18 protein-coding genes are annotated in these 21,506 nt (G+C 70.7%); 9 read left to right on the forward strand and 9 right to left on the reverse strand.

What is annotated here, in order from left to right:
* The first annotated feature begins 95 nt into the window (after positions 1–95).
* Together ACIO5D_RS21115 and ACIO5D_RS21120 are read left to right on the forward strand one after the other, a co-directional pair.
* Positions 96–1,520, forward strand: coding sequence for a CCA tRNA nucleotidyltransferase (locus ACIO5D_RS21115; RefSeq protein WP_400797096.1), 1,425 nt, complete (start codon positions 96–98; stop codon positions 1,518–1,520).
* Between the two features lie 153 nt (positions 1,521–1,673).
* The gene (locus ACIO5D_RS21120; protein WP_363613023.1) at positions 1,674–2,393 is read left to right on the forward strand and encodes a restriction endonuclease; all 720 of its coding nucleotides are present in this window, start codon (positions 1,674–1,676) and stop codon (positions 2,391–2,393) included.
* A gap of 99 nt (positions 2,394–2,492) precedes the next feature.
* Here the strand turns inward: ACIO5D_RS21120 and ACIO5D_RS21125 are convergent, their stop codons facing one another.
* The 4 genes from ACIO5D_RS21125 to ACIO5D_RS21140 all read right to left on the reverse strand — a co-directional run bounded on the left by ACIO5D_RS21125 (position 2,493) and on the right by ACIO5D_RS21140 (position 6,681).
* Positions 2,493–3,128 carry a hypothetical protein gene (locus ACIO5D_RS21125; RefSeq protein WP_363613021.1) on the reverse strand — a complete coding sequence of 212 codons (636 nt, stop codon included), beginning with the start codon at positions 3,126–3,128 and terminating at the stop codon, positions 2,493–2,495.
* A gap of 106 nt (positions 3,129–3,234) precedes the next feature.
* Positions 3,235–4,572: an MFS transporter gene (locus ACIO5D_RS21130; RefSeq protein ID WP_400761058.1), complete on the reverse strand. Its 1,338-nt coding sequence runs from the start codon at positions 4,570–4,572 to the stop codon at positions 3,235–3,237.
* 198 nt (positions 4,573–4,770) lie between these two features.
* Complete coding sequence (locus ACIO5D_RS21135; RefSeq protein WP_363613801.1) at positions 4,771–5,853, reverse strand: inositol-3-phosphate synthase; 1,083 nt, start codon at positions 5,851–5,853, stop codon at positions 4,771–4,773.
* A 126-nt stretch (positions 5,854–5,979) separates the two neighbouring features.
* Positions 5,980–6,681 (reverse strand): PadR family transcriptional regulator, encoded by a 702-nt coding sequence (locus ACIO5D_RS21140; RefSeq protein WP_363613799.1) that lies wholly within the window; start codon positions 6,679–6,681, stop codon positions 5,980–5,982.
* A 509-nt stretch (positions 6,682–7,190) separates the two neighbouring features.
* On the opposite strand from ACIO5D_RS21140, the gene ACIO5D_RS21145 reads away from it, so the two are divergent.
* Positions 7,191–9,707 carry a transglycosylase domain-containing protein gene (locus ACIO5D_RS21145; RefSeq protein WP_400796961.1) on the forward strand — a complete coding sequence of 839 codons (2,517 nt, stop codon included), beginning with the start codon at positions 7,191–7,193 and terminating at the stop codon, positions 9,705–9,707.
* A gap of 163 nt (positions 9,708–9,870) precedes the next feature.
* Positions 9,871–11,505 carry a glycosyltransferase 87 family protein gene (locus tag ACIO5D_RS21150; protein ID WP_363613795.1) on the forward strand — a complete coding sequence of 545 codons (1,635 nt, stop codon included), beginning with the start codon at positions 9,871–9,873 and terminating at the stop codon, positions 11,503–11,505.
* A gap of 54 nt (positions 11,506–11,559) precedes the next feature.
* Here ACIO5D_RS21150 and ACIO5D_RS21155 read toward each other — a convergent pair whose 3' ends face one another.
* The 3 genes from ACIO5D_RS21155 to ACIO5D_RS21165 all read right to left on the reverse strand — a co-directional run bounded on the left by ACIO5D_RS21155 (position 11,560) and on the right by ACIO5D_RS21165 (position 14,258).
* Positions 11,560–12,594, reverse strand: coding sequence for an alanine racemase (locus ACIO5D_RS21155; RefSeq protein ID WP_400796964.1), 1,035 nt, complete (start codon positions 12,592–12,594; stop codon positions 11,560–11,562).
* A gap of 46 nt (positions 12,595–12,640) precedes the next feature.
* On the reverse strand, positions 12,641–13,759 hold the full coding sequence (locus tag ACIO5D_RS21160) for a peptidoglycan bridge formation glycyltransferase FemA/FemB family protein (protein WP_363613791.1): 1,119 nt from the start codon (positions 13,757–13,759) through the stop codon (positions 12,641–12,643).
* A gap of 199 nt (positions 13,760–13,958) precedes the next feature.
* Positions 13,959–14,258, reverse strand: coding sequence for a hypothetical protein (locus tag ACIO5D_RS21165; protein ID WP_363613789.1), 300 nt, complete (start codon positions 14,256–14,258; stop codon positions 13,959–13,961).
* Between the two features lie 301 nt (positions 14,259–14,559).
* On the opposite strand from ACIO5D_RS21165, the gene rpsF reads away from it, so the two are divergent.
* The 4 genes from rpsF (at position 14,560) to rplI (ending at position 16,332) form a co-directional block, all read left to right on the forward strand.
* Positions 14,560–14,850, forward strand: coding sequence for a 30S ribosomal protein S6 (rpsF, locus tag ACIO5D_RS21170; protein WP_329488774.1), 291 nt, complete (start codon positions 14,560–14,562; stop codon positions 14,848–14,850).
* A 96-nt stretch (positions 14,851–14,946) separates the two neighbouring features.
* Positions 14,947–15,552: a single-stranded DNA-binding protein gene (locus ACIO5D_RS21175; RefSeq protein WP_363613785.1), complete on the forward strand. Its 606-nt coding sequence runs from the start codon at positions 14,947–14,949 to the stop codon at positions 15,550–15,552.
* 79 nt (positions 15,553–15,631) lie between these two features.
* A complete protein-coding gene (rpsR, locus tag ACIO5D_RS21180; protein WP_030304537.1) occupies positions 15,632–15,868 on the forward strand; it encodes a 30S ribosomal protein S18 in 237 nt (78 codons plus the stop codon).
* Between the two features lie 17 nt (positions 15,869–15,885).
* Positions 15,886–16,332: a 50S ribosomal protein L9 gene (rplI, locus tag ACIO5D_RS21185; protein WP_363613783.1), complete on the forward strand. Its 447-nt coding sequence runs from the start codon at positions 15,886–15,888 to the stop codon at positions 16,330–16,332.
* 106 nt (positions 16,333–16,438) lie between these two features.
* Here the strand turns inward: rplI and ACIO5D_RS21190 are convergent, their stop codons facing one another.
* Positions 16,439–17,767, reverse strand: coding sequence for an MATE family efflux transporter (locus ACIO5D_RS21190; protein ID WP_400796966.1), 1,329 nt, complete (start codon positions 17,765–17,767; stop codon positions 16,439–16,441).
* Positions 17,768–18,221: 454 nt separating this feature from the next.
* Between ACIO5D_RS21190 and dnaB the strand changes: the two genes are divergently transcribed.
* The gene (dnaB, locus tag ACIO5D_RS21195; protein ID WP_363613779.1) at positions 18,222–19,832 is read left to right on the forward strand and encodes a replicative DNA helicase; all 1,611 of its coding nucleotides are present in this window, start codon (positions 18,222–18,224) and stop codon (positions 19,830–19,832) included.
* Positions 19,833–20,044: 212 nt separating this feature from the next.
* On the opposite strand, the gene manA is transcribed toward dnaB, so the two are convergent.
* Complete coding sequence (gene manA, locus ACIO5D_RS21200) at positions 20,045–21,244, reverse strand: mannose-6-phosphate isomerase, class I (protein WP_363613777.1); 1,200 nt, start codon at positions 21,242–21,244, stop codon at positions 20,045–20,047.
* Between the last annotated feature and the right edge of the window lie 262 nt (positions 21,245–21,506).

Genomic DNA, 21,506 nt, shown 5'->3' on the forward strand with positions numbered 1-21,506 from the left:
ACGTACCCTTGTGAGCCGTGTCCACTGTCAATGAGCCCACTGCCCACGAGTCCGGCGCCCATCATTCCAGCACCGCCACCCAGGTCGTCCCAGGCCTGAGCGAGGCGCAGACCCTCGGGCTGCAAGAACTGCTGCGGGTCTCTCCGGTCGCCGACGAGATCGCCCGCCGTTTCGAGGCGGCCGGTCACCGGCTGGCGCTGGTCGGCGGCTCCGTCCGGGACGCCCTGCTGGGCCGGCTCGGCAACGACCTGGACTTCACCACCGACGCCCGTCCGCACCAGGTGCTCAAGCTGGTCAAGGGCTGGGCGGACGCCGTCTGGGACGTCGGCATCGCCTTCGGCACCGTGGGCGCACGCAAGGACACCCCGCAGGGCTCCTTCCTGATCGAGATCACCACCTACCGCTCCGAGGCGTACGACCGGACCTCGCGCAAGCCCGAGGTCAGCTACGGCGACACCATCGAGCAGGACCTGGTCCGCCGCGACTTCACGGTCAACGCGATGGCCGTCGACCTGCCCGGCCGCGGCTTCGTCGACCCGCACCACGGACTGGAGGACCTGGAGGCGCGGGTACTGCGCACCCCGGCCACCCCGGAGGAGTCCTTCTCCGACGACCCGCTGCGGATGATGCGCGCCGCCCGCTTCGCCGCCCAGCTCGCCTTCGAGCCCGCCCCCGAGGTCGTCGCCGCGATGACCGCGATGGCCGACCGGATCTCGATCGTCTCCGCCGAGCGGGTCCAGGCCGAGCTCAACAAGCTGCTGCTCGCCGACCATCCGGTGAAGGGCCTGCGGCTGCTCGTCGACACCGGGCTCGCCGACCACGTGCTGCCCGAGCTGCCGGCGCTGCGGCTGGAGCGTGACGAGCACCACCGGCACAAGGACGTCTACGAGCACTCGCTGACCGTCCTGGAGCAGGCCATCGACCTGGAGCAGGACGGCCCGGACCTCACCCTGCGGCTGGCGGCGGTGCTGCACGACATCGGCAAGCCGCGCACCCGCCGGTTCGAGTCGGACGGCCGGGTCTCCTTCCACCACCACGAGGTGGTAGGCGCCAAGATGACCCGCAAGCGGATGCGCGAGCTGAAGTACTCCAAGGAGCTCACCGAGGACGTCTCCCGCCTGGTCGAGCTGCACCTGCGCTTCCACGGTTACGGCGGCGGCGAGTGGACCGACTCCGCGGTGCGCCGCTACGTCACCGACGCCGGGCCGCTGCTGGAGCGCCTGCACAAGCTCACCCGCTCCGACTGCACCACCCGCAACCGCAAGAAGGCCACCGCGCTCTCCCGCACCTACGACGGGCTGGAGACGCGGATCGACGAGCTGAGGGCCCGGGAGGAGCTGGACGCCGTCCGCCCCGCCCTGGACGGCAACCAGATCATGGAACTGCTCGGGCTGAAGCCGGGCCCCCAGGTCGGCAAGGCCTACAAGCACATGCTGGAGCTCCGCCTCGAACACGGCCCGATGGAGCACGACGAGGCCGTCGCCGCGCTCCGTGCCTGGTGGGACGTCCAGCAGGGCTGAGGTCGGGTTCGGCCGGGCCTCGAACCGTCAGGCATCCGTTAGCACATTCACTCGAAGATGTGGTTCGGTCTGGGTGGCCGTGGCATTCGGGTGAGGGCCTCGTTGCTCCGTCCGAGGGAGGGGACGTACCCCTCCGGAAGGAGCGACGAGGCCATGGCCATCGAAGCGGTGCTGTTGGAGTCCCCCACGATGCGCGCGAGCGTGGCGGACCGGGTGGAGACGCTGGACCGGGTGCGGGCACTGAGCCTGCTGCCGGACGGCGTGCACGTGACGACGGAGGGCGTCGCGCGGTACTTCGGGGTGGGTGAGAAGGCGGTGTACTCGCTCGTCATCGATCACCGCGCCGAGCTGGTGATGAACGGGTACTCGGTGGCGACCGGGGCCCGACTGGCCTCCTTGAAGGAGGTCTGTGGAATCAAGACCCGGGCCAAGTCCCTCGCGCTGTTCACCCGGCGCACCGTGCTGAACGTCGCGATGCTCCTGCGGGACAGCGAAACCGCACGTCAGGTGCGGTCCTACCTGCTGGACGCCGAGCGGGTCGCCCGGCCGGGGCCGGTGGAGAACCCGGTCGACCGGCCTGTGGACGACGGGCCTCTGCCGCCGGAGGGGAGCATCGACGCGGCGGTGGTGCGGATCGCCGAGTCGGTCGTCCGCCAGGTCGTCGCCACCTCCGTCACCCCGCTGCTGAACACCCTGGTGGCCGAGGTCGGCCGCAACAGCCACAAGCTCGACGCCCTGGGCGACCGGGTCGACCGGCTGGAGCGGATCGTGCTGGACGACGACGAGAAGGCGGCGGCCCGGCGGCGGCTGCGCCTGCTGCGGGCGCTGGACGAGGGAGCCGAGCCGGAGGAGCTTGACGAGCTGCTGCGATGAGGACGGGCAGGCGAAAGGGGGTGGCTCCGGAGGGATTCCGGGGCCACTCCCCTGCGATCGCCGCAGCGCGTCGGGTCGGCTGTGGGCGGCCTGAGAAGGTCAGGACTTCTTGACGGGCGGGACGCCGGTGCCGGTGGTCAGCGGGCCGAGGCAGAGGACGTACCGCTTCTTGTTCCAGCGCCGGCCGCTCTTGCCCGAGACCGCGCTGGTGGACCCCGTCGTCTGTCGGCAGCGGGCGGTGTCGGTGGTGTCGTTGTACTTCGCCACGACCTTGTAATTCGCTTGGGAATCAGTGCACTTGACGATTTCGACGTCGCGCGTACCGGTCGCCTTCACACAGTCGCCGACCTTGGCGCTGCTGCCGCTCGGCCCGCTGACGAAGTAGCCGACGATCAGAGCGAGGCCGCCCAGCACGGCACCGACGATCTTCAGCTTGGCCTTCCGGCCGGTCCCCGGCGTCGGCTCGGCGGGCACCGGGTCGGGCGGCGGGCCGTACGTCGGAGAGCCGTACTGGGGCGGTGGGCCGTACGTCGGCGGCTGCTGTCCGTACGGCTGCTGACCGTACGGGGGCGCGGGCTGGGCGGGCTGGGGCGCGCCGGGATAGCCGTACGCCGGTGGCGGGCCGAACTGCGGAGCCGGAGCACCGTGCTGCGGAGGCACCGGCTGCGCCCCTGGCGGCCCCTGCGGCGGGCCGAACTGCGGCGGCTGCCCAGGGTGCTGGGGTGGAGTGCTCATCAGGTTGTCCCTCGAGACCGGGTGCTGTCGCTCCGACAGTTCTGACGTACCTTAGCGACCCTTGGCGCCTCGCCCGGACGCGACCGGTTCTGAGGGGCACGGGGTCTCAGGAGGACCGGTCACCGGGGAGCGGGCCGGTCCGCCGGGCCGCCCGGAGGTAGAAGACGGCGGTGAGCGCGTACACCAGGGCGACACCCGAGACCACCGCGGCCGACCGGCCGGAGAGCGGCAGCACCAGCGCCGTCACCAGCGCGGCGGCGACGAAGGCGACGTTGAACAGCACGTCGTAGATGGCGAAGACCCGGCCTCGGTACTCGTCCTCGACCGATTCCTGGACCATGGTGTCCGCGCAGATCTTGGTGCCCTGGGTGACCACCCCGAGCAGCAGCGCGGCGATCAGGCAGGGCACCAGTGAGAAGCCCAGGCCGAGCGCGGGCACGAAGACCACCGGCGCCGCCAGACAGGCCGTCATCCATCCGGCCAGCCCGAGCCGGCGGGTGCACCAGGGGCTGATCACCGCCGCGATGAAGAACCCGGCGGCGGAGAGGCCGACCGCCTGCCCCAGGGTGACCAGCCCGGCCGCGCTGTCGGCCGGATCGTTGAAGGTGTAGCGGGCGAGCATCACCAGCACGACGATCAGCACGCCGTAGCAGAACCGGGCCGCGGTGACGGCGGTCAGCGCGTGCACCGCGGGCCGGCAGTCCCGGACCAGGTGCCGGAGGGCCGAGTTCAGCCCGCGGGCGGCCCGGACCAGGGCCTGGCCGAGCGGCGGGTGGCCGGCGTGCTGCTCGGGGCCGAGCAGGTCGGGGTCCATCCGGCGGGCGGCCAGCGCCGCCGAGAGGTAGAGCAGCGCGGCGACGGTCACCAGGGCCGCGTCGGCCGTCGGCCCGGGGGACATCACCTGGTGCAGCAGGAAGCCCATGCCGCCGCCGGAGGCCGCCGCGACCGTACCGAGGGTGGGGGAGAGCGCGTTGGCGGTGACCAGCTGGTCCTGCCGCACCACCCGGGGCAGCGCGGCCGAGAGACCGGCCAGGATGAACCGGTTGAGTGCGGTGACCAGCAGCGCGGAGGCGAAGAACAGCCAACTCGGGGCCTCGGCCAGGAGGAGGGCGCCGGTGAGCAGGCCGAGCCCGAACCGGGCGAGGTTGCCGTAGTACAGCACCTGGCGGCGGCGCCAGCGGTCCAGCAGCACACCGGCGAACGGGCCGATCACCGAGAACGGCAGCAGCATCACCGCCAGCACCGAGGCGATGTCGGCGGGAGAGGACTGCTTCTCCGGGGAGAACACCACATAGGCGGCGAGCGAGACCTGGAAGACGCCGTCGGAGAGCTGGGAGAGCACCCGGGCGGTCAGCAGCCGGCGGAAGTCGCGGCCGCGCAGCAGATCGAGAAGTGTGGCGCGTTGCGCGGACTGGTGGGTGCTGCTGTTCTCCGTGATCGCCACCCGCCCAGACTGCCATGGAACCGGCCGGTGTTTCACGTGAAACATTCGCCGGAAACGCCGGAGGGCCCGCGATCGTCCGATCGCGGGCCCTCCACGGAGGTGGTGCACCGCCGTCGCCTGGTGCCGGGGCCCAGGGCCCCGGCACCAGGCGGGCGTGAAGTGCTCAGCGGGCGTGAACCCCGCGGCGCCGGAGGCCGGTCAGCGCTCGACCTCGCCGCGGATGAACTTCTCGACGTTCTCGCGGGCCTCGTCGTCGAAGTACTGGACCGGCGGGGACTTCATGAAGTACGAGGACGCCGACAGGATCGGGCCGCCGATGCCGCGGTCCTTGGCGATCTTCGCGGCGCGCACGGCGTCGATGATGACGCCGGCGGAGTTCGGGGAGTCCCAGACCTCGAGCTTGTACTCCAGGTTCAGCGGGACGTCGCCGAACGCGCGGCCCTCGAGGCGGACGTAGGCCCACTTGCGGTCGTCCAGCCAGGCCACGTAGTCCGACGGGCCGATGTGGACGTTCTTGGCGCCCATCTCGCGGTCGCGGATCTGCGAGGTGACGGCCTGGGTCTTGGAGATCTTCTTGGACTCCAGGCGCTCACGCTCGAGCATGTTCTTGAAGTCCATGTTGCCGCCGACGTTCAGCTGCATGGTGCGCTCGAGGATCACACCGCGGTCCTCGAACAGCTTGGCCATCACGCGGTGCGTGATGGTGGCGCCGACCTGGGACTTGATGTCGTCACCGACGATCGGCACGCCGGCCTCGGTGAACTTGTCCGCCCACTCCTTGGTGCCCGCGATGAACACCGGCAGGGCGTTCACGAAGGCGACCTTGGCGTCGATGGCGCACTGGGCGTAGAACTTGGCCGCGTCCTCGGAGCCGACCGGCAGGTAGCAGACCAGGACGTCGACCTGCTGCTCCTTGAGCACCTGGACGACGTCGACCGGGGTCTCGTCGGACTCCTCGATGGTCTCCAGGTAGTACTTGCCCAGGCCGTCGAGGGTGTGACCACGCTGGACGGTGACGCCGGTGGGCGGCACGTCGCAGATCTTGATGGTGTTGTTCTCGCTGTTGCCGATGGCGTCGGCCAGGTCGAAGCCGACCTTCTTGGCATCGACGTCGAAGGCGGCGACGAACTCCACGTCACGGACGTGGTAGTCACCGAACTGGACGTGCATCAGCCCGGGGACCCTGCCGGCCGGGTCGGCGTCCTTGTAGTACTCGACACCCTGCACCAGCGACGCGGCGCAGTTGCCCACGCCCACGATGGCTACGCGAACCGAACCCATTCCGGTTGCTCCCTGTGATCTCATGAGAGCCGCCGGGGCTCGGCGGCACTCGTCCTGCTTCTTCGATGACTGCTTGACGGGCGCGAGGCGCCCACTCCTGCCGCGTGGCACAGGGCTGACGCGGTGTCAGCGCTCCTGGGCGGAGCGCCCCGGGCGGTCGTACGGTGGCCCGGGCGGGTCCGAGGACCCGTCCTCCTGGCCACGGCCGTCCGAAGTCTGTTCGGATACTGCGGTGTTCGGCCCGCCGGTGGACGGCCCGGTCCGGCCGGTGCGGTTGGCCCGCTCGGTCTCGATGAGCTCGTTGAGCCACCGGACCTCGCGCTCCACCGATTCCAGTCCGTGCCGCTGCAGCTCGACGGTGTAGTCGTCGAACCGCTCCCGGGCCCGGGCGAGCGAGTTGCGCATGCGCTCCAGGCGCTCCTCCAGCCGGCTGCGGCGTCCCTCCAGGACGCGCATCCGTACCGCGCGGTCGGTCTGGCCGAAGAACGCGAAGTGGACGCCGAAGTGCTCGTCCTCCCAGGCGTCGGGGCCGGAGTCGGCGAGCAGTTCCTCGAACCGCTGCTTGCCCTCGGGGGAGAGCCGGTAGACGATCTTGGACCGCTTGCCGTTGAGCGCGGTGGCCGGGACGTACTCGACGTCCGGGTTGTCCTCGACCAGGAAGCCCTGGGCCACCAGGCTCTTCAGACAGGGGTAGAGCGTTCCGTAGGAGAACGCGCGCAACGTTCCGAGGAGGACGTTGAGCCGCTTGCGCAGCTCGTACCCGTGCATCGGGGCGTCATGGAGCAGACCGAGAACGGCGAACTCCAGCACTCCTGAGCGCCTGCCCATTGCTGTCGTCCTCCTTCCCTCCGGCCGTTTTCCGGCCGCCGTGTCCGGCGGTATGTCGCTCCGATGTATCGGCTCGATATATCGAGAACAGTAAACCGGGGTCTCCGAAGGGGCAAGGGGGGCGCGCGTGAATGTGATCACAAGGCGACGCGCGGGCGGGCTTGGCAACGGGCGTGTAATGATCTACTGCCGTTTTGCGGTCATACGTAACTGATGCCCGATTAGTTGTATATCTCGGCTGCGTACGCTGTCGCGTGTGCACGAGGACCAACCTCCGGGGTCAGGGCGGTTGCGGGCATCGGACGTGAACCCTGCCTTCAGGCTCGACCGCCTGGCGAGGAGTAGCTGGAAACATGAGCGAACGACGGCGGAGGTCGCCGAACGGCGGCGGTGGGCAGCCCCCGGGCGGCAACGGCCGCCCGAGCGGAGCCGGACCCGATGAGCCCGGCCCGGAAGGTTCCGGCCGGCGGCGCCCCCCGGGCGTCAGGGAGACCGCGCAGCAGCCCCGGATGACCCGTGCCGAGCTGCGCAAGGCCGCCCAGAAGGGCGGCAGGCGCGGTGGTGCCGCGGCAGAGCCGCCGGCCGGACGGGGCGGAAAGCCCGGCGGTCCCGGCAAGCCGGGCAAGAAGCGGTTCATCGACTACCCGCGCTTCGGCAAGCAGGGCGTCCGCCGCTGGCTGCCGTCCTGGAAGCAGTGGCTCACCGGCTTCCTGGTGGTCTTCGCGACCTGCGTCGGCGGGGTCTGGTACGCGTACGCCAACACCGAGATCCCGAAGATCCACGACCTGGTCAAGGACCAGAACAACATCTACTACTGGGCCGACGGCACGGAGATGACCCGCAAGGGCGAGACCAACCGGCAGATCGTCGAGCTCTCGGAGATCAGCCCCTCCCTGCAGAACGCGGTGATCGCGGCGGAGAACGAGACTTTCCGCACCGACAGCGGCATCGACCCCAAGGGCATGCTCCGCGCCGTCTACAACATGGCGACCGGCGGCGAGACCCAGGGCGCCTCGACGATCACCCAGCAGTACGTCAAGAACGCCTACCTCAGCCAGGAGCAGACCCTCAGCCGCAAGGCGAAGGAGTTCTTCATCACCCTGAAGGTCAATCAGGACATGGAGAAGAACGACATCCTGAGGGACTATCTGAACATCAGCTGGTTCGGTCGCGGTGCCACCGGCATCCAGGCCGCCGCCCAGGCGTACTACGGGGTCGACGCCAAGGACCTCGACATCTGCCAGAGCGCCATGCTGGCCGGCCTGCTCAAGGGCGCCACCCTGTACGACCCCACCAACCCGGCCAACCACGACCGCGCGGAGGGCCGCTGGAAGTGGATCCTGGAGCGGATGGTCACCACCAAGAACGCCACGGCCGAGGAACGGGCCAAGTGCACCGCGTTCCCCGAGCCGATCCCGCGCAAGCCCTCGGCCAACATGAACGGCGAGATCAGCTACCTGGTCGACACCGCCAACAAGTTCGTCATGAGCAAGGACCCCCAGATCACCCAGCAGGTGATCGACAAGGGCGGTCTGAAGATCTACACGACCTTCGAGAAGGACAAGGTCGACGCCCTGAAGGCGGCCGTCGACGAGGTCAAGGGCGAGACGCTCAACCTGCAGAAGCGCCCCGAGCAGGACAAGTGGGTCCAGTTCGGCGCCGCCTCCGTCCGGCCCGGTGACGGCGCGATCGTCGCCCTCTACGGCGGCGACGGTGTGGAGAACCAGCACTTCGACAACAACGCCGACGCCAAGGGCGTCCAGGTCGGCTCGACCTTCAAGCCGTTCGTGCTGGCCGCGGCGATGCAGATCGGGGTGCAGACCGAGACCGACGACAAGGGCAAGCCGAAGCGGATCAACGCGGACAGCCGCTACCTCTCCGACGACATGTCCGAGATCCACAAGCCGGACGGCTCGCTGGTGATCGGCGACGACGGCAAGCCGTATCGGCAGCGGAACGAGGACCCCGGCAAGCGCGGCTACGTTTCGCTGCGGCAGGCCATGCAGAATTCGTACAACGTTCCGTTCGTCCAGCTCAACCAGGATGTCGGCGGCCAGAACGTGGCCAACATCGCGGAGGCGATGGGCGTGCGCAAGGAGAGCTTCGTCGACCCCAAGACCCCGACCTTCGCGCTCGGTACCTCCACCGTCAGTCCGATCCGGATGGCGACGGCGTACGCGACCCTCGCCGCCAGCGGCAAGGAGGCCGACCCCTACTCGGTGACCAAGGTCGAGTGGAGCGGCAGGGAGCGCCCCGGGTTCGCCAAGCCCGCGCTGAACCAGGCGCTGGAGACGGCCGTCGCGGACAACGTCACCGACGTGCTGGTGAACGTGGCGAAGAACGGTACCGGTTCCAAGACCAACACGCTCGGCCGCCCGGTGGCCGGCAAGACCGGTACCACCGACGAGAACAAGTCGGCCTGGTGGGTCGGCTACACCCCGCAGCTGGCCACCAGCGTCGCGATGTGGCGCGAGGACCCGGTCAAGCACGAGCGGCTGTCGCTCAAGGGAACCGGCGGCAAGGACTCGGTGCACGGTGGTGACACCCCGACGGACATCTTCACCCGGTACATGAAGGCCGCCCTGGCCAGCGAGAAGAAGATGGACTTCCCGGCCCCGCAGCCGATCGGCAGCCAGGTGGACTCCTCCGGCGCCCCGAGCACCGCGACCGCCACGACCTCTCCCTCGTCGACCGAGACCGTGCCGACCACCGCCCCGGAGCCGGGAGTCCCGCTGCCGCCGCAGCCGACCACCACCCAGGGCCCGGCCTGCGTCCCCGGCGCGGACTGCCCGGGCACGGTGCCGAGCCCGACGACGACCAGGACGCACCCGACCGGTGGTGGTGGCGGCGGTGGCGGAGCCTCGCCGACCTGCATCATCGGGAACATCGGGTGTACGACGCCGACCCCGACCTCCACGGACCCGGGTGGCGGCAACGGCGGCGGCACCGGCGGCGGCAAGCCGTCCGGCAGGCCGAGCACCTCGGCCACGCCGACCGGCGGTACATCGGGAAATCCGATTCCCTAGCAGGCTGACGGTGTGATCAACGGCGGTGGCGGCCCTCTCCGGAGGGCCGCCACCGCCGTTTCGCCGTATTCGGCGCGATTCGTCACGGCCGTGGCGGGGCGCCTGCCGGGCCGTTGCGGGGGCCTCCTCGTCCAGCCGGGACAGGTGCGGCAGGATGTCCCGCATGACGTCGAGCGCTCCTGACGAAACCGTCGGCCGGACCGGGCCCGAAGAGGCCGCCGGGCCATCCCCGACGGACCCCGCCGCGGCGGCCGCGGCAGCCGCTCGGAGCGACCGGCCCGCCGTGGCGGCCCCGTCGGCTCCGGCCGCCCCGCCGGCCAACACCGTGGTCGTCCCGGCGGACGAGGACCCGGTGGCGGCGGCCGGCAGCGAGGTGATCGGCGGCCCGCCCGGCCGGCGCGCCCTGCTGGGCGTCTCCTGGTGGATCCCGGCGCGCTTCCTGGCGCTGCTGGTGATCGTGGTCTCGGCGCTCGGCATGGTGCAGAAGCTGCCCTGCTACAACGAGGCCTGGTTCCAGCCGGGTTCGCCGCAGTACATCCACGCCTGCTACAGCGACATCCCGCACCTGTTCTCCGGGCGCGGCTTCGCGGCCGGACTGCACCCGTACGTGGACCGGATCCCGGGCACCTCCGGTGATCTGCAGTACCTCGAATACCCGGTGCTGACCGGCCTGTTCATGCAGATCTCGGCCTGGCTGACGCCCGGCGGCGGCAGCAGCCAGCAGCAGGAACAGTGGTTCTGGGCGATCAACGCGGGCCTGCTGATGGCCTGCGCGGTGATCGCGGTGGTGGCGCTGTCGCGCACCCATCGCCGACGCCCCTGGGACGCCCTGCTGTTCGCGCTCGCCCCCTGCCTGCTGCTGAACTCCACGGTCAACTGGGACCTGCTGGCGGTCGCGCTGGCCGCCGTCGCGATGGCCTGGTGGGCCGGCTCGCGCCCGGTCTGGGCGGGCGTCTTCATCGGCCTGGCCACGGCCGCCAAGCTCTACCCGCTGCTGCTGCTCGGCCCGCTGCTGGTGCTCTGCTGGCGGGCCGGCCGCTGGCGCGACTTCCGGGCGGTGCTGGGCGGCGCGGTCGCCGCCTGGGTGCTGGTCGACCTGCCGATCATGATCGCCAACTGGCAGGGCTGGTCGACCTTCTACGTCTTCAGCAAGCACCGCAAGGAGGACTACGGCTCCTTCTGGCTGATCCTGATGCAGGGCCGGGGCGTGGCCCTGGAGAACCTCGACACCTTCATCGCGGTGCTGATGGTGCTCAGCTGTCTGGGGATAGGGTGGCTCGCCTTCTCGGCGCCCCGCCGCCCGCGCTTCGCCCAGCTGGCCTTTCTGGTGGTGGCCGCGTTCGTCCTGGTCAACAAGGTGTACTCACCGCAGTACGTGCTCTGGCTGCTCCCGCTCGCGGTGCTGGCCCGGCCGCGCTGGCGGGACTTCCTGATCTGGCAGTCCTGCGAGGTGCTCTACACCCTGGGCATCTGGTCCCACCTGGGCTTCGTCACCGGGCCCAAGCAGCACGGGATCAACGAGTCCTGGTACCACTTCGCGATCGTCCTGCACCTGCTGGGCACGCTCTACCTGTGCGGCATGGTGATCCGCGACGTCCTGCAGCCGGAGTCCGACCCGGTGCGCTGGGACGGCAGCGACGACCCGTCCGGCGGGGTGCTCGACCAGGCCCCGGACGTCTTCGTCCTCGGCGCCGCCCGGCGGCTGCGCGAGGAGGAGACCTACGCCGCGTACGCGCCGGCCGGCCCCGAGGAGTGGCTCAAGGAGCCGGAGCCGGCCGAGAGCGGCAGGCCGCAGTAGCGGCCGGCCGGCCCGGCGCCCTGCCGTCCGTCCTGCGCCACGGTCCGTCGCGCCCTACCGGTCGACCACGCGGTCGAAGTGCGTGGTGGTGTGGCGGACCTGGAGGCCGAGCTCGTCGCCGACGGCCGGCGGCTTGGTCTCGCCGTCCAGGAACAGCAGCGAGACCTGCATGTGCGGCGGCTCGGCGAACCAGAGCTGCTTGCCGGACCAGTTGTACGGCGACTTGGTCTTGTTGACGGTCGCCAGGCCGGCCCGGGCGATGCCCTTGGCCCGGGAGGACATGCCCTGCACGTACTTCGGCGCCTCCAGGCCGATGCCGTGCGCGGTGCCGCCGGCGACCACCAGCAGGTGGCCGTCGGTCGGCGCCGGGTGCTGGCGGTAGCCGTAGCGGTCGCCCTTGACGACCGGGGTGACGTCCAGGACCGTCGCCCGGACCTCCAGCGCGTCGTGGTCGCCCAGCCAGAGCCGGGTGCCGATCCGGGCCCGGAAGACGGTGTCCGGGTAGCGCTGGGCCAGCTGCTCCATGCCCGCCGCGCCGAGGTGGCTGACGAACACGGTGTGCACCGGCACGCCGGCCGCCCGGGCGGTGTCCACCCAGTACGCCACCTCGTCGACCGGGTTGCTGCCGTCCGGCCGGTCCATCGGCAGGTGCAGCGCCAGGCCCTCGAAGGAGACGCCGTCCAGTTCGGCGGCGACCGCCGTGAGGTCGGCCGCGCTCACCCCGTGGCGGCGCATGGTGGTCATGCACTCCACCACCACCCGGGCGCCGTGCAGCGCGTGCAGCGCGCCCAGGTTGGCGACCGTCCGGATCACCCGGGCGTGCGGCAGCGGGAGCACCTCCTCGCCGACCCGGTACGGGGTGAGCACCAGCAGCTCGCCGCCGTACCAGTCGGCGGCGTCGGCCGCCTCGTACGCGGTCCCGACGGCCAGCACACCGGTGCCGAGCAGCGTCGCCTCCTCGGCGAGCCGGTGGTTGCCCAGGCCGTAGCCGTTGCCCTTCGCCACCGGAACCAGGCCGGGGAACTCGGCCAGGACGGACCGCTGATGGGTCCGCCAGCGGTCGGTGTCGAGGTAGAGCGACAGCGTCATCGGGTCATCTCCCAGGGGGTGTTGGGCACGGCGGAGCGGATGCGGCTCAGCGCCTCGACATGTAGAGGTCGAGCGCCTTGTGCAGCAGCTTGTTGAGCGGGAAGTCCCACTCGCCGAGGTACTCGGCGGCCTGGCCGCCGGTGCCGACCTTGAACTGGATCAGGCCGAACAGATGGTCGTTCTCGTCCAGCGTGTCACTGATGCCGCGCAGGTCGTAGACGCCGCCGCCGAGCGCGTACGAGTCGCGCATCATCCGCCACTGGATGGCGTTGGACGGCTTGACCTCGCGCTTGTGGTTGGCCGAGGCGCCGTAGGAGTACCAGACGTGCTCGCCGACGACCAGCATCGTGGTCGCGGCGAGCGGCTCGCCGTCGTGGTAGGCGATGTAGAGCCGCATCCGGTTCGGGTCCTCGGCGGTGAGGGCCTTCCACATCCGCTGGAAGTACGACAGCGGGCGCGGGGTGAAGCGGTCGCGCTCGGCGGTCACCAGGTACAGCTGGTGGAAGATCGGCAGCTCGTCGTAGCCGCCCTGGAACACCTCGACGCCGCTCTTCTCGGCCTTCTTGATGTTGCGGCGCCAGAGCTGGTTGAAGCCCTTCTGGATGTCGTCCAGCGAGCGGTTGGCCAGTGGCACCTGGAAGACGTAGCGCGGCTGGACGTCGCCGAACCCGGCGCCGCCGTCCTCGCCCTGCAGCCAGCCGGCCTTGCGTAGCCGGTCGGCCACCTCGAAGGCGCGCGCCTCGTACCAGTCGGCCTCGACGTCGCGCAGGCGCTTGGCCTGCTTGCCGGCGATGGCCTCCTTGATGGTCGGCGCGTCCCAGCGGCGGATCACCACCGGCGGGCCCATCTTCACCGAGAACGCGCCCTGCGACTTCAGGTGCGCCAGCATCGGCGACAGCCAGCGGTCCAGATCGCGGTCGAACCAGTCGATGACCGGGCCCTCGGGCAGGTAGGCCAGGTACCGCTTGAGCTTCGGCAGCTGCCGGTAGAGCACCAGGCCGGCGCCGACGATCTGGCCGGAGTCGTCGAACCAGCCGATCGACTCCGAGCGCCACTCGGCCTTCACATCGCCCCAGGACGGCACCTGCATGTGGCTCGCCGAGGCGCGGCTCCTGATGAAGGCGAGGTGCTCCTCGCGGGTGATCGTCCTCAGGCGCAGGCTCATGCTCGGTGCTCCTCGTCGGTCGGGCTGCGGTGGGCCCAGGTTCTCGGGCTGACCTTATCGTCCGGGATCCCGGCTCCTGCGGCTGCGGGCGCGCAGGCGCCCCCGGCGCATACCTGTCTCTTCCAGATACGCGACGGGGGCGCCGGGGGTTCCGGAACCGCCGGGACGGACGGGGCGGGCCGGCCCCGGAGCTCGCGGGCTAGCCCCAGAGCCCGCCGCGGGCGATGCCCAGGTAGAAGCCGACCGCGGAGGCGACCAGCGCGATCATCAGGACGAACCGCTCGGCCGTGGTGACGGAGATGAACTGTCCCCAGAAGCCGGTGATGATCCCGAAGAGCCCGCTCCAGGAACTCACCAGGTGCAGATCGTGGAAGAACGAGGTGGCGAAGGCCAGCACGCCCAGCAGGGCGGTGACGCTGACCAGGGTGTTCTCGCGGGGGTGCCGGTGGCCGTCGGTGTTCAGGGTGAGGGCGGGGAGCCGGTGAAAGGACAGAGCCATGAATCCCACCTCCTGGCGGGGAGACGAACGGGCAGGAAACCCGTTCCGTCCAGATTGCGGGGATTGGGCATGGATCACAACCCCTATGCATTTTGTTCGGCCGTCCGGGTGCGGGTAGGCTGTGCCGTCTGCACTGGTGTAGTTGTGCCCCTCTTGCACCCTCTTCCGGGTCGGTGGGGCCCGATTGTCCGACCCGGCCGCTACGGTGGGCCGGTGTCGTCACCACACCGGTGCCGACGCTGCACAACCCTCCTGCCACGGAGAGACCGTGGCCGCTGAGTCCAAAGGAGGTGGGTTACACATGCGTCACTACGAGCTGATGGTCATCCTCGACCCCTCGGTTGAGGAGCGCGCTGTCTCCCCCCTGATCGAGAACTTCCTCACCGTCGTCCGCAATGGCGGCGGCAAGGTGGAGAAGGTCGACACCTGGGGTCGCCGCCGTCTGGCTTACGAGATCAACAAGCAGTCCGAGGGCATCTACTCGGTCATCGACCTGAAGGCCACGCCTGAGGTCGTCAAGGAGCTCGACCGCCAGCTTGGCCTGAGCGAGTCGGTTCTGCGGACCAAGGTCCTGCGCCCGGACACCCACTGAGCCACCTCTGAGGCCTTCGGGTCTCGGGTAGCTCGCGACCGCTGTTTCACGTGAAACAGCGGTGAACGGACATCTTCCCGAGAGGTCATCACCACCATGGCAGGCGAGACCGTCATCACCCTCGTCGGCAATCTCGTCGACGACCCCGAGCTGCGCTTCACCCCGTCGGGTGCGGCGGTCGCGAAGTTCCGCATCGCGTCCACCCCCCGCACCTTTGACCGTCAGACGAACGAGTGGAAGGACGGCGAGAGCCTCTTCCTCACGTGCAACGTCTGGCGGCAGCCGGCGGAGAACGTGGCCGAGTCGCTTCAGCGCGGCATGCGGGTCATCGTGCAGGGCCGGCTGCGCCAGCGGTCTTACGAGACCAAGGAAGGCGAGAAGCGGACGGTCTTCGAGGTCGAGGTCGACGAGGTCGGCCCGAGCCTGCGTTCGGCGACCGCGAAGGTCACCCGGGCCAACCGGTCCGGTGCCCCCGGTGGCGGCGGCTTCGGCGGCGGCCAGCAGGGCGGCGGCCAGGGCGGCAACTGGGGCGGCGGTGGCGGCCAGCAGGGCGGCGGCGGCTGGGGTGGAAACTCCGGCGGCGGCCAGTCCGGCCCGTCCGACGACCCGTGGGCGTCCAGCGCTCCCTCTGGTGGCAACCAGGGTGGCGGCAGCTGGGGAGCCCCGTCCGGTGGCGGCTTCTCGGAAGAGCCCCCGTTCTAAGAGCTGACAGATTTCGTGCGGCCCGGCCACGGGCGTCGAGAGACGCCCGCCGGGCCGTGAACCCCAAATGGAGCACACAATGGCGAAGCCGCCTGCTCGCAAGCCGAAGAAGAAGGTTTGCGTCTTCTGCAAGGACAAGGTCAACTACGTTGACTACAAGGACACGAACCTGCTGCGGAAGTTCATCTCCGACCGCGGCAAGATCCGTGCCCGCCGGGTCACCGGCAACTGCACCCAGCACCAGCGTGACGTCGCCACGGCCGTGAAGAACAGCCGTGAGATGGCGCTGCTGCCCTACACCAGCACCGCGCGCTAAGAGAGGGTGACCAAGTAATGAAGATCATCCTCACGCACGAGGTGCCGGGTCTCGGCTCCGCCGGCGAGGTCGTCGAGGTCAAGGACGGCTACGGCCGCAACTACCTGGTCCCGCGTGGCTACGCCATCCGCTGGACCAAGGGCGGCCAGAAGGACGTCGACGCGATCCGTCGCGCCCGCAAGATCCACGAGATCCAGACCCTCGAGGCCGCCAACGAGGTCAAGGGCAAGCTCGAGGGCGTCCAGGTCAAGCTGGCCGTTCGTTCGGGCGAGGCCGGCCGTCTGTTCGGCTCGGTGACCCAGTCCGACGTCGTCGAGGCCATCAAGGCCGCCGGCGGCCCGGCCGTGGACAAGCGCGCCGTCGCGATCGCTTCGCCGATCAAGACCGTGGGCACCCACAAGGTCTCGGTCAAGCTGCACGCCGACGTCCAGGCCAACCTCGACGTCGCCGTCGTCGCTGCCTGAGTTCCGTAGCAGTGGCCCGAGGGCCGGTCTCCTCCGTTCCGGGGGAGACCGGCCCTCGGTCGTTTCCGGGCCTGGTCCGGCCGGACGCGGGCCGGCGCCGTTCGGCTCAGGCCCGGACGGCGCCGGTGACCAGCCACTTGCCGTCGCGGGCGCGCCGGCCCAGGAAGACCCCGCGGACCAGCATGAACAGGTTCATCGCCCACCAGAGCCCGGCCAGCCCGGCGCCGAGCGCCGGTACGGCCAGGGCCGCCGGTGCGAAGACCGCCAGGGTGGCGAGCATCGCCCAGGCCAGGTACGGGCCGTCCCCTGCGCCCATCAGCACCCCGTCCAGGACGAAGACCAGACCGGAGACCGGCTGGCAGAGCGCGAGCAGCAGCAGGACGGTGTTCAGCTGGGCCTGCACCGCCGGGTCGGGGGTGAACAGCGGGACGTACAGCGGCCGGGCCGCCACCAGCAGCAGGCCGAGCACCAGACCGGAGCCGACGCCCCACTCGACCATCCGCCGGGTGGCCGCCTTCGCCCCCGGTACGTCCTCGGCGCCCAGGTAGCGCCCGATGATGGCCTGGCCGGCGATCGCGATCGCGTCCAGCGCGAAGGCCAGGAAGCTGAACAGCGTCATGGCGATCTGGTGCGCGGCCACCTCGTCGTCGCCCAGCCGGGCGGCCACCGCGGTGGCGATCATCAGGACCGCGCGCAGGCTCAGGGTGCGGACCATCAGCGGACCGCCGGCCCGGGCGCAGGCCCGGATCCCGGTCGCGTCCGGTCGCAGCGAGGCCTGCTCCCGACGGGCCCCGCGCACCACCACGACCAGGTAGACGGCGGCCATCCCGGTCTGCGCGAGCACCGTGCCCCAGGCCGAGCCGGCCACGCCGAGCCCGGCGCCGTACACCAGGCCGATGTTCAGGCCGAGGTTGGCGGCGAAGCCCGCGACCGCCACCAGCAGTGGCGTCCGGGTGTCCTGGAGTCCGCGCAGCACGCCGGTGGCGGCCATCACCATCAGCATCGCCGGGATGCCCAGCGCGCTGATGCGCAGATACGTGACGGCATGGGGCGCCGCGGTGTCCGAGGCGCCCAGGACATCGGCCACCCAGGGTGCCAGCAGCAGGGTCAGGGCGACCACGCCCACGGAGAGTGCCAGGGCGAGCCAGATTCCGTCGATGCCCTGCTGGACGGCGGCCCGGCGGTCCCCGGCGCCGATCCGGCGGGCGACCGCCGCGGTGGTGGCGTAGGCGAGGAAGACGAACACCCCGGTGGCGGTGGTGAGCGCGGCCGAGGCGACACCGACACCGGCCAGCTGCGGGGTGCCGAGGTGGCCCACGATGGCCGAGTCGGCCATCAGGAAGAGCGGCTCGGCGACCAGGGCGCCGAAGGCCGGGACCGCGAGAGCGAGGATCTCCCGGTCGTGCCGGCGGCGGTCGGTGGTGGGGGCGGTCATGCGCCCAAGGCTACTCATCCACAGGTAATGACTGCCAGTGGGTTAGGCCTATTACTCGAAATCTTGAGCGACCGCGGCGGGCCGGTGTGTGTCCATGGCCACCCGGCCGTGTGTGAAGAATTTCTCATGCACAGCCCCGGGGCGAGGTACTCCCAGGTCAGCGGGTTGACGGTGGGTTGATTGTCTGGTTATCCACAGACCTTTCCACAGGGGCGTCCACAGGTTTGCGGCACTTCTCCACAGCCTGGGGCCCGTCGTCCACACCCCCTGTGGATAACCACCTTGGCTGAACGGAGCCCGGCGCCTTAGCGTGGGTCACCCGGCCGACACTCCCATCCGCCCCGGCGTCCGATATGTCGGCCCGGTGGCGTAGAAAGAGGGACGCGGCTCCGCTCCACCCAGCCACCGGCAAGGCCCGCTCCAACTCGCACCACTCGCTGATCGGGGAACACGCGTGACCGGCCCCCAGTACGACGACCACGACGCCCCGCCGCCGGAGGATGACTGGCAGACCGCTGACGACCCTTTCCCGGCCGGTGCCTTCGCCGACACGCCCTTCCCGGACGGCCCCGGCGACCGGCTCCCGGTCTCCCGCGGTCGGGGCAACGGCCAGGGCGGCGGCCAGGGTGGCGGCTTCCAGAAGGGCGGCGGGTTCCAGGGCGGCAAGGGCTCGGGCGGAGGCTTCCAGAAGGGCGGCAAGCAGCGTCAGGACGAGGGCGAGCGCTCCGAGGCCGTGGACGGCTTCGAGCGCGTCCCCCCGCAGGACCTCGCGGCCGAGCAGTCCGTCCTGGGCGGCATGCTGCTCTCCAAGGACGCCATCGCCGACGTGGTCGAGGTGCTCAAGCCGGCCGACTACTACCGGCCCGCGCACGAGCTGATCCACGGCGCGATCCTCGACCTCTACGCCCGTGGCGAGCCGGCCGACCCGATCACCGTGGCCGGCGAGCTGACCAAGCGCGGCGAGCTGACCCGGGTCGGCGGCCCGGGCTATCTGCACACCCTGGTCAACTCCGTTCCGACCGCCGCCAACGCCGAGTACTACGCGGAGATCGTCCACGAGCGCGCGGTGCTGCGCCGCCTGGTCGAGGCCGGTACCCGGATCGCCGGCATGGGCTACGCCGCCGAGGGCGACGTCGACGAGATCGTCAACGCCGCCCAGGCGGAGATCTACGCCGTCACCGAGCAGCGCACCAACGAGGACTACGCGCCGCTCTCCGACATCATGGAGGGCGCCCTCGACGAGATCGAGGCGATCGGCTCCCGCAACGGCCAGATGTCCGGTGTGCCGACCGGCTTCGCCGACTTCGACCAGCTGACCAACGGCCTGCACCCCGGCCAGATGATCGTCATCGCGGCCCGCCCGGCCATGGGTAAGTCCACCCTGGCACTGGACTTCGCCCGGGCCTGCTCGATCCAGAACAAGCTGCCGAGCGTGATCTTCTCGCTCGAAATGGGACGCAACGAGATCGCCATGCGTCTGCTCTCGGCCGAAGCACGGGTGGCGCTGCACCACATGCGCTCCGGCAACATGACGGACGACGACTGGACCAGGGTCGCCCGCCGGATGCCGGACGTCAGCGAGGCGCCGCTGTTCATCGACGACTCGCCGAACCTGTCGATGATGGAGATCCGCGCCAAGTGCCGTCGGCTCAAGCAGCGCAACGACATCAGGCTGGTGGTCATCGACTACCTCCAGCTGATGCAGTCCGGTGGCTCGCGCCGGGCCGAGAACCGCCAGCAGGAGGTCTCGGACATGTCGCGAAACCTGAAGCTGCTGGCCAAGGAGCTGGAGGTGCCGGTGATCGCGCTCTCCCAGCTGAACCGTGGTCCCGAACAGCGCACCGACAAGCGGCCGATGGTCTCCGACCTGCGTGAATCCGGCTCGATCGAGCAGGACGCCGACATGGTCATCCTGCTCCACCGCGAGGACGCCTACGAGAAGGAGTCCCCGCGCGCGGGCGAGGCCGACCTGATCGTCGCCAAGCACCGAAACGGCCCGACCGCCACCATCACCGTTGCCTTCCAGGGGCATTACTCGCGCTTCGTCGACATGACGAGGGACTGACGGAGACCCGTGCAGGTCCCGGTACGCCGGCATGTTCCCTCGCCGACCGTTTACGCCCGGCGAGGAACCCGTCGCCGCACCCGGACGGAACCGCCCCCCGATGATCTGGACCGACGACACGGTGGCTTCCGCACGTCCGGCGGCGCCGGCCCGGGAAACCGGGCCCTGCAAGCCGTCGCGGGCCTGCGGATCCGGGAGTGGCCCGGAGCGCTTCAGAGCGTGACGGTGGCGCGGAAGACCGTCGCGCCGGCGCCGGACAGCACGGTGCCGGTGCCGGCGGCGGGCAGGAAGACCGACCCGCCGCGGGTCAGGTCCAGCGCGGTGCCGTCGGCGGCGGTCAGCCGGGCGGTGCCGGCGGTGCAGAGCAGGATCTGCGGGGTACGGCCGTCGACCAGCCGGTCCCGGCCGTCCAGGACGAAGCGGGAGAGCCGGAACTCGTCGATCGGGACGGGGTACAGCTCCTCGCCGGGGGTGCCGGCGACCGGTTCCGGCCGCAGCACCTCGGGGGCGCCGGCGGTGAAGCCGACCACCTTCAGCAGCTCGGGGACGTCGATGTGCTTGGGGGTGAGCCCGGCCCGCAGCACATTGTCGGAGTTGGCCATCAACTCGACGCAGATGCCGTGCAGATAGGCGTGCGGAACGCCCGCGCCGAGGTAGAGCGCCTGGCCCGCGCGGAGCCGGATGTGGTTGAGCAGCAGGCCGGCGATCAGGCCGCGGTCGCCGGGGAAGTCGCGGGCGATCCGGGTGTACGGCGCGTACGGCCCGGCGGGGTCGTCGGCGGCCGCCTTGTCCACGGCCTCGGCGGTGTCCCGGACGGCGGCGGCCGCGTCGGCGTCGGCCATGGTGAGGACGGCGGCCAGGGTCCGGCGCAGCGCCTCGGACTCGGTGCCGGTGCGCAGCAGGGCGATCAGCGGGTCGAGCGCGGGCACCTTCAGCCCGGCCAGCAGGGCGGCCGCCCCGGCCGGCGGGCGGAAGCCGCAGAGGCCGTCGAACTCGTCGAGCGCGCAGATGAGTTCGGGCTTGTGGTTGGCGTCGCGGTAGTTGCGTTCCGGGGCGTCCGGCGGGAGGCCGAGGGCGTTCTCCGCGGCGAACCCGGCCCGGGCCTGGTCGAGGGTGGGGTGGGCCTGGATGGAGAGCGGGATACCGGCGGCGAGGACCTTGAACAGGAACGGCAGCGTGGGGCCGAACCGGGCGACGGTGGCCGCACCCAGCTCGCCCTCGGGATCGGCGGCGATCAACTCGTCGAGCCGGCGGGGTCCGTCGCCCCGGTCGGCGCGGGAGGGGGCGCCGGGGTGGGCGCCCATCCACAGCTCGGCCTGCGGTTCGCCGGTGGGTTCCCGTCCGAGCAGCGCGGGGATTGCGGTGACCGACCCCCAGGCGTACGGGCGGACAGTGTTGACGAGCCTGTCCATGCGCGCGGTCCTGCTCCTCTGCTGCTGTGGCGGGTGTGCCGGATCGCCGGGAGACGGCCCCGGCGTTGCGGGCGGTCCGGGCAAAGGCTGGGCATCGACCCTAGCCGACCGGTGCCGTCAGCAGGGAAACGACGGGCGTACCCGGGGAGTGCCGCAGTCGTACCGGTGGTCGGGAGACGCGGTAGTAGGATGCCAGGACGCAGTGGTTTCCACCGTGGTTGCCACGTCGGCGGGATGCCGACCGGGGCTGCGTTTCAGAGTG

The organism is Kitasatospora sp. NPDC087315 (assembly GCF_044744345.1).
Taxonomy (GTDB): domain Bacteria; phylum Actinomycetota; class Actinomycetes; order Streptomycetales; family Streptomycetaceae; genus Kitasatospora.

Bases quoted from the DNA above. Each gene is read 5' to 3' on its own strand.
- ACIO5D_RS21165 (WP_363613789.1), bottom strand. From the start codon at position 14,258: ATGGCTCTGTCCTTTCACCGGCTCCCCGCCCTCACCCTGAACACCGAC.
- rpsR (WP_030304537.1), top strand. From the start codon at position 15,632: ATGGCGAAGCCGCCTGCTCGCAAGCCGAAGAAGAAGGTTTGCGTCTTC.
- rplI (WP_363613783.1), top strand. From the start codon at position 15,886: ATGAAGATCATCCTCACGCACGAGGTGCCGGGTCTCGGCTCCGCCGGC.
- ACIO5D_RS21155 (WP_400796964.1), bottom strand. From the start codon at position 12,594: ATGACGCTGTCGCTCTACCTCGACACCGACCGCTGGCGGACCCATCAG.
- ACIO5D_RS21120 (WP_363613023.1), top strand. From the start codon at position 1,674: ATGGCCATCGAAGCGGTGCTGTTGGAGTCCCCCACGATGCGCGCGAGC.
- ACIO5D_RS21145 (WP_400796961.1), top strand. From the start codon at position 7,191: ATGACCCGTGCCGAGCTGCGCAAGGCCGCCCAGAAGGGCGGCAGGCGC.
- rpsF (WP_329488774.1), top strand. From the start codon at position 14,560: ATGCGTCACTACGAGCTGATGGTCATCCTCGACCCCTCGGTTGAGGAG.
- manA (WP_363613777.1), bottom strand. From the start codon at position 21,244: ATGGACAGGCTCGTCAACACTGTCCGCCCGTACGCCTGGGGGTCGGTC.
- ACIO5D_RS21160 (WP_363613791.1), bottom strand. From the start codon at position 13,759: ATGAGCCTGCGCCTGAGGACGATCACCCGCGAGGAGCACCTCGCCTTC.
- ACIO5D_RS21150 (WP_363613795.1), top strand. From the start codon at position 9,871: ATGACGTCGAGCGCTCCTGACGAAACCGTCGGCCGGACCGGGCCCGAA.
- ACIO5D_RS21125 (WP_363613021.1), bottom strand. From the start codon at position 3,128: ATGAGCACTCCACCCCAGCACCCTGGGCAGCCGCCGCAGTTCGGCCCG.
- ACIO5D_RS21140 (WP_363613799.1), bottom strand. From the start codon at position 6,681: ATGGGCAGGCGCTCAGGAGTGCTGGAGTTCGCCGTTCTCGGTCTGCTC.
- ACIO5D_RS21135 (WP_363613801.1), bottom strand. From the start codon at position 5,853: ATGGGTTCGGTTCGCGTAGCCATCGTGGGCGTGGGCAACTGCGCCGCG.
- ACIO5D_RS21175 (WP_363613785.1), top strand. From the start codon at position 14,947: ATGGCAGGCGAGACCGTCATCACCCTCGTCGGCAATCTCGTCGACGAC.
- ACIO5D_RS21190 (WP_400796966.1), bottom strand. From the start codon at position 17,767: ATGACCGCCCCCACCACCGACCGCCGCCGGCACGACCGGGAGATCCTC.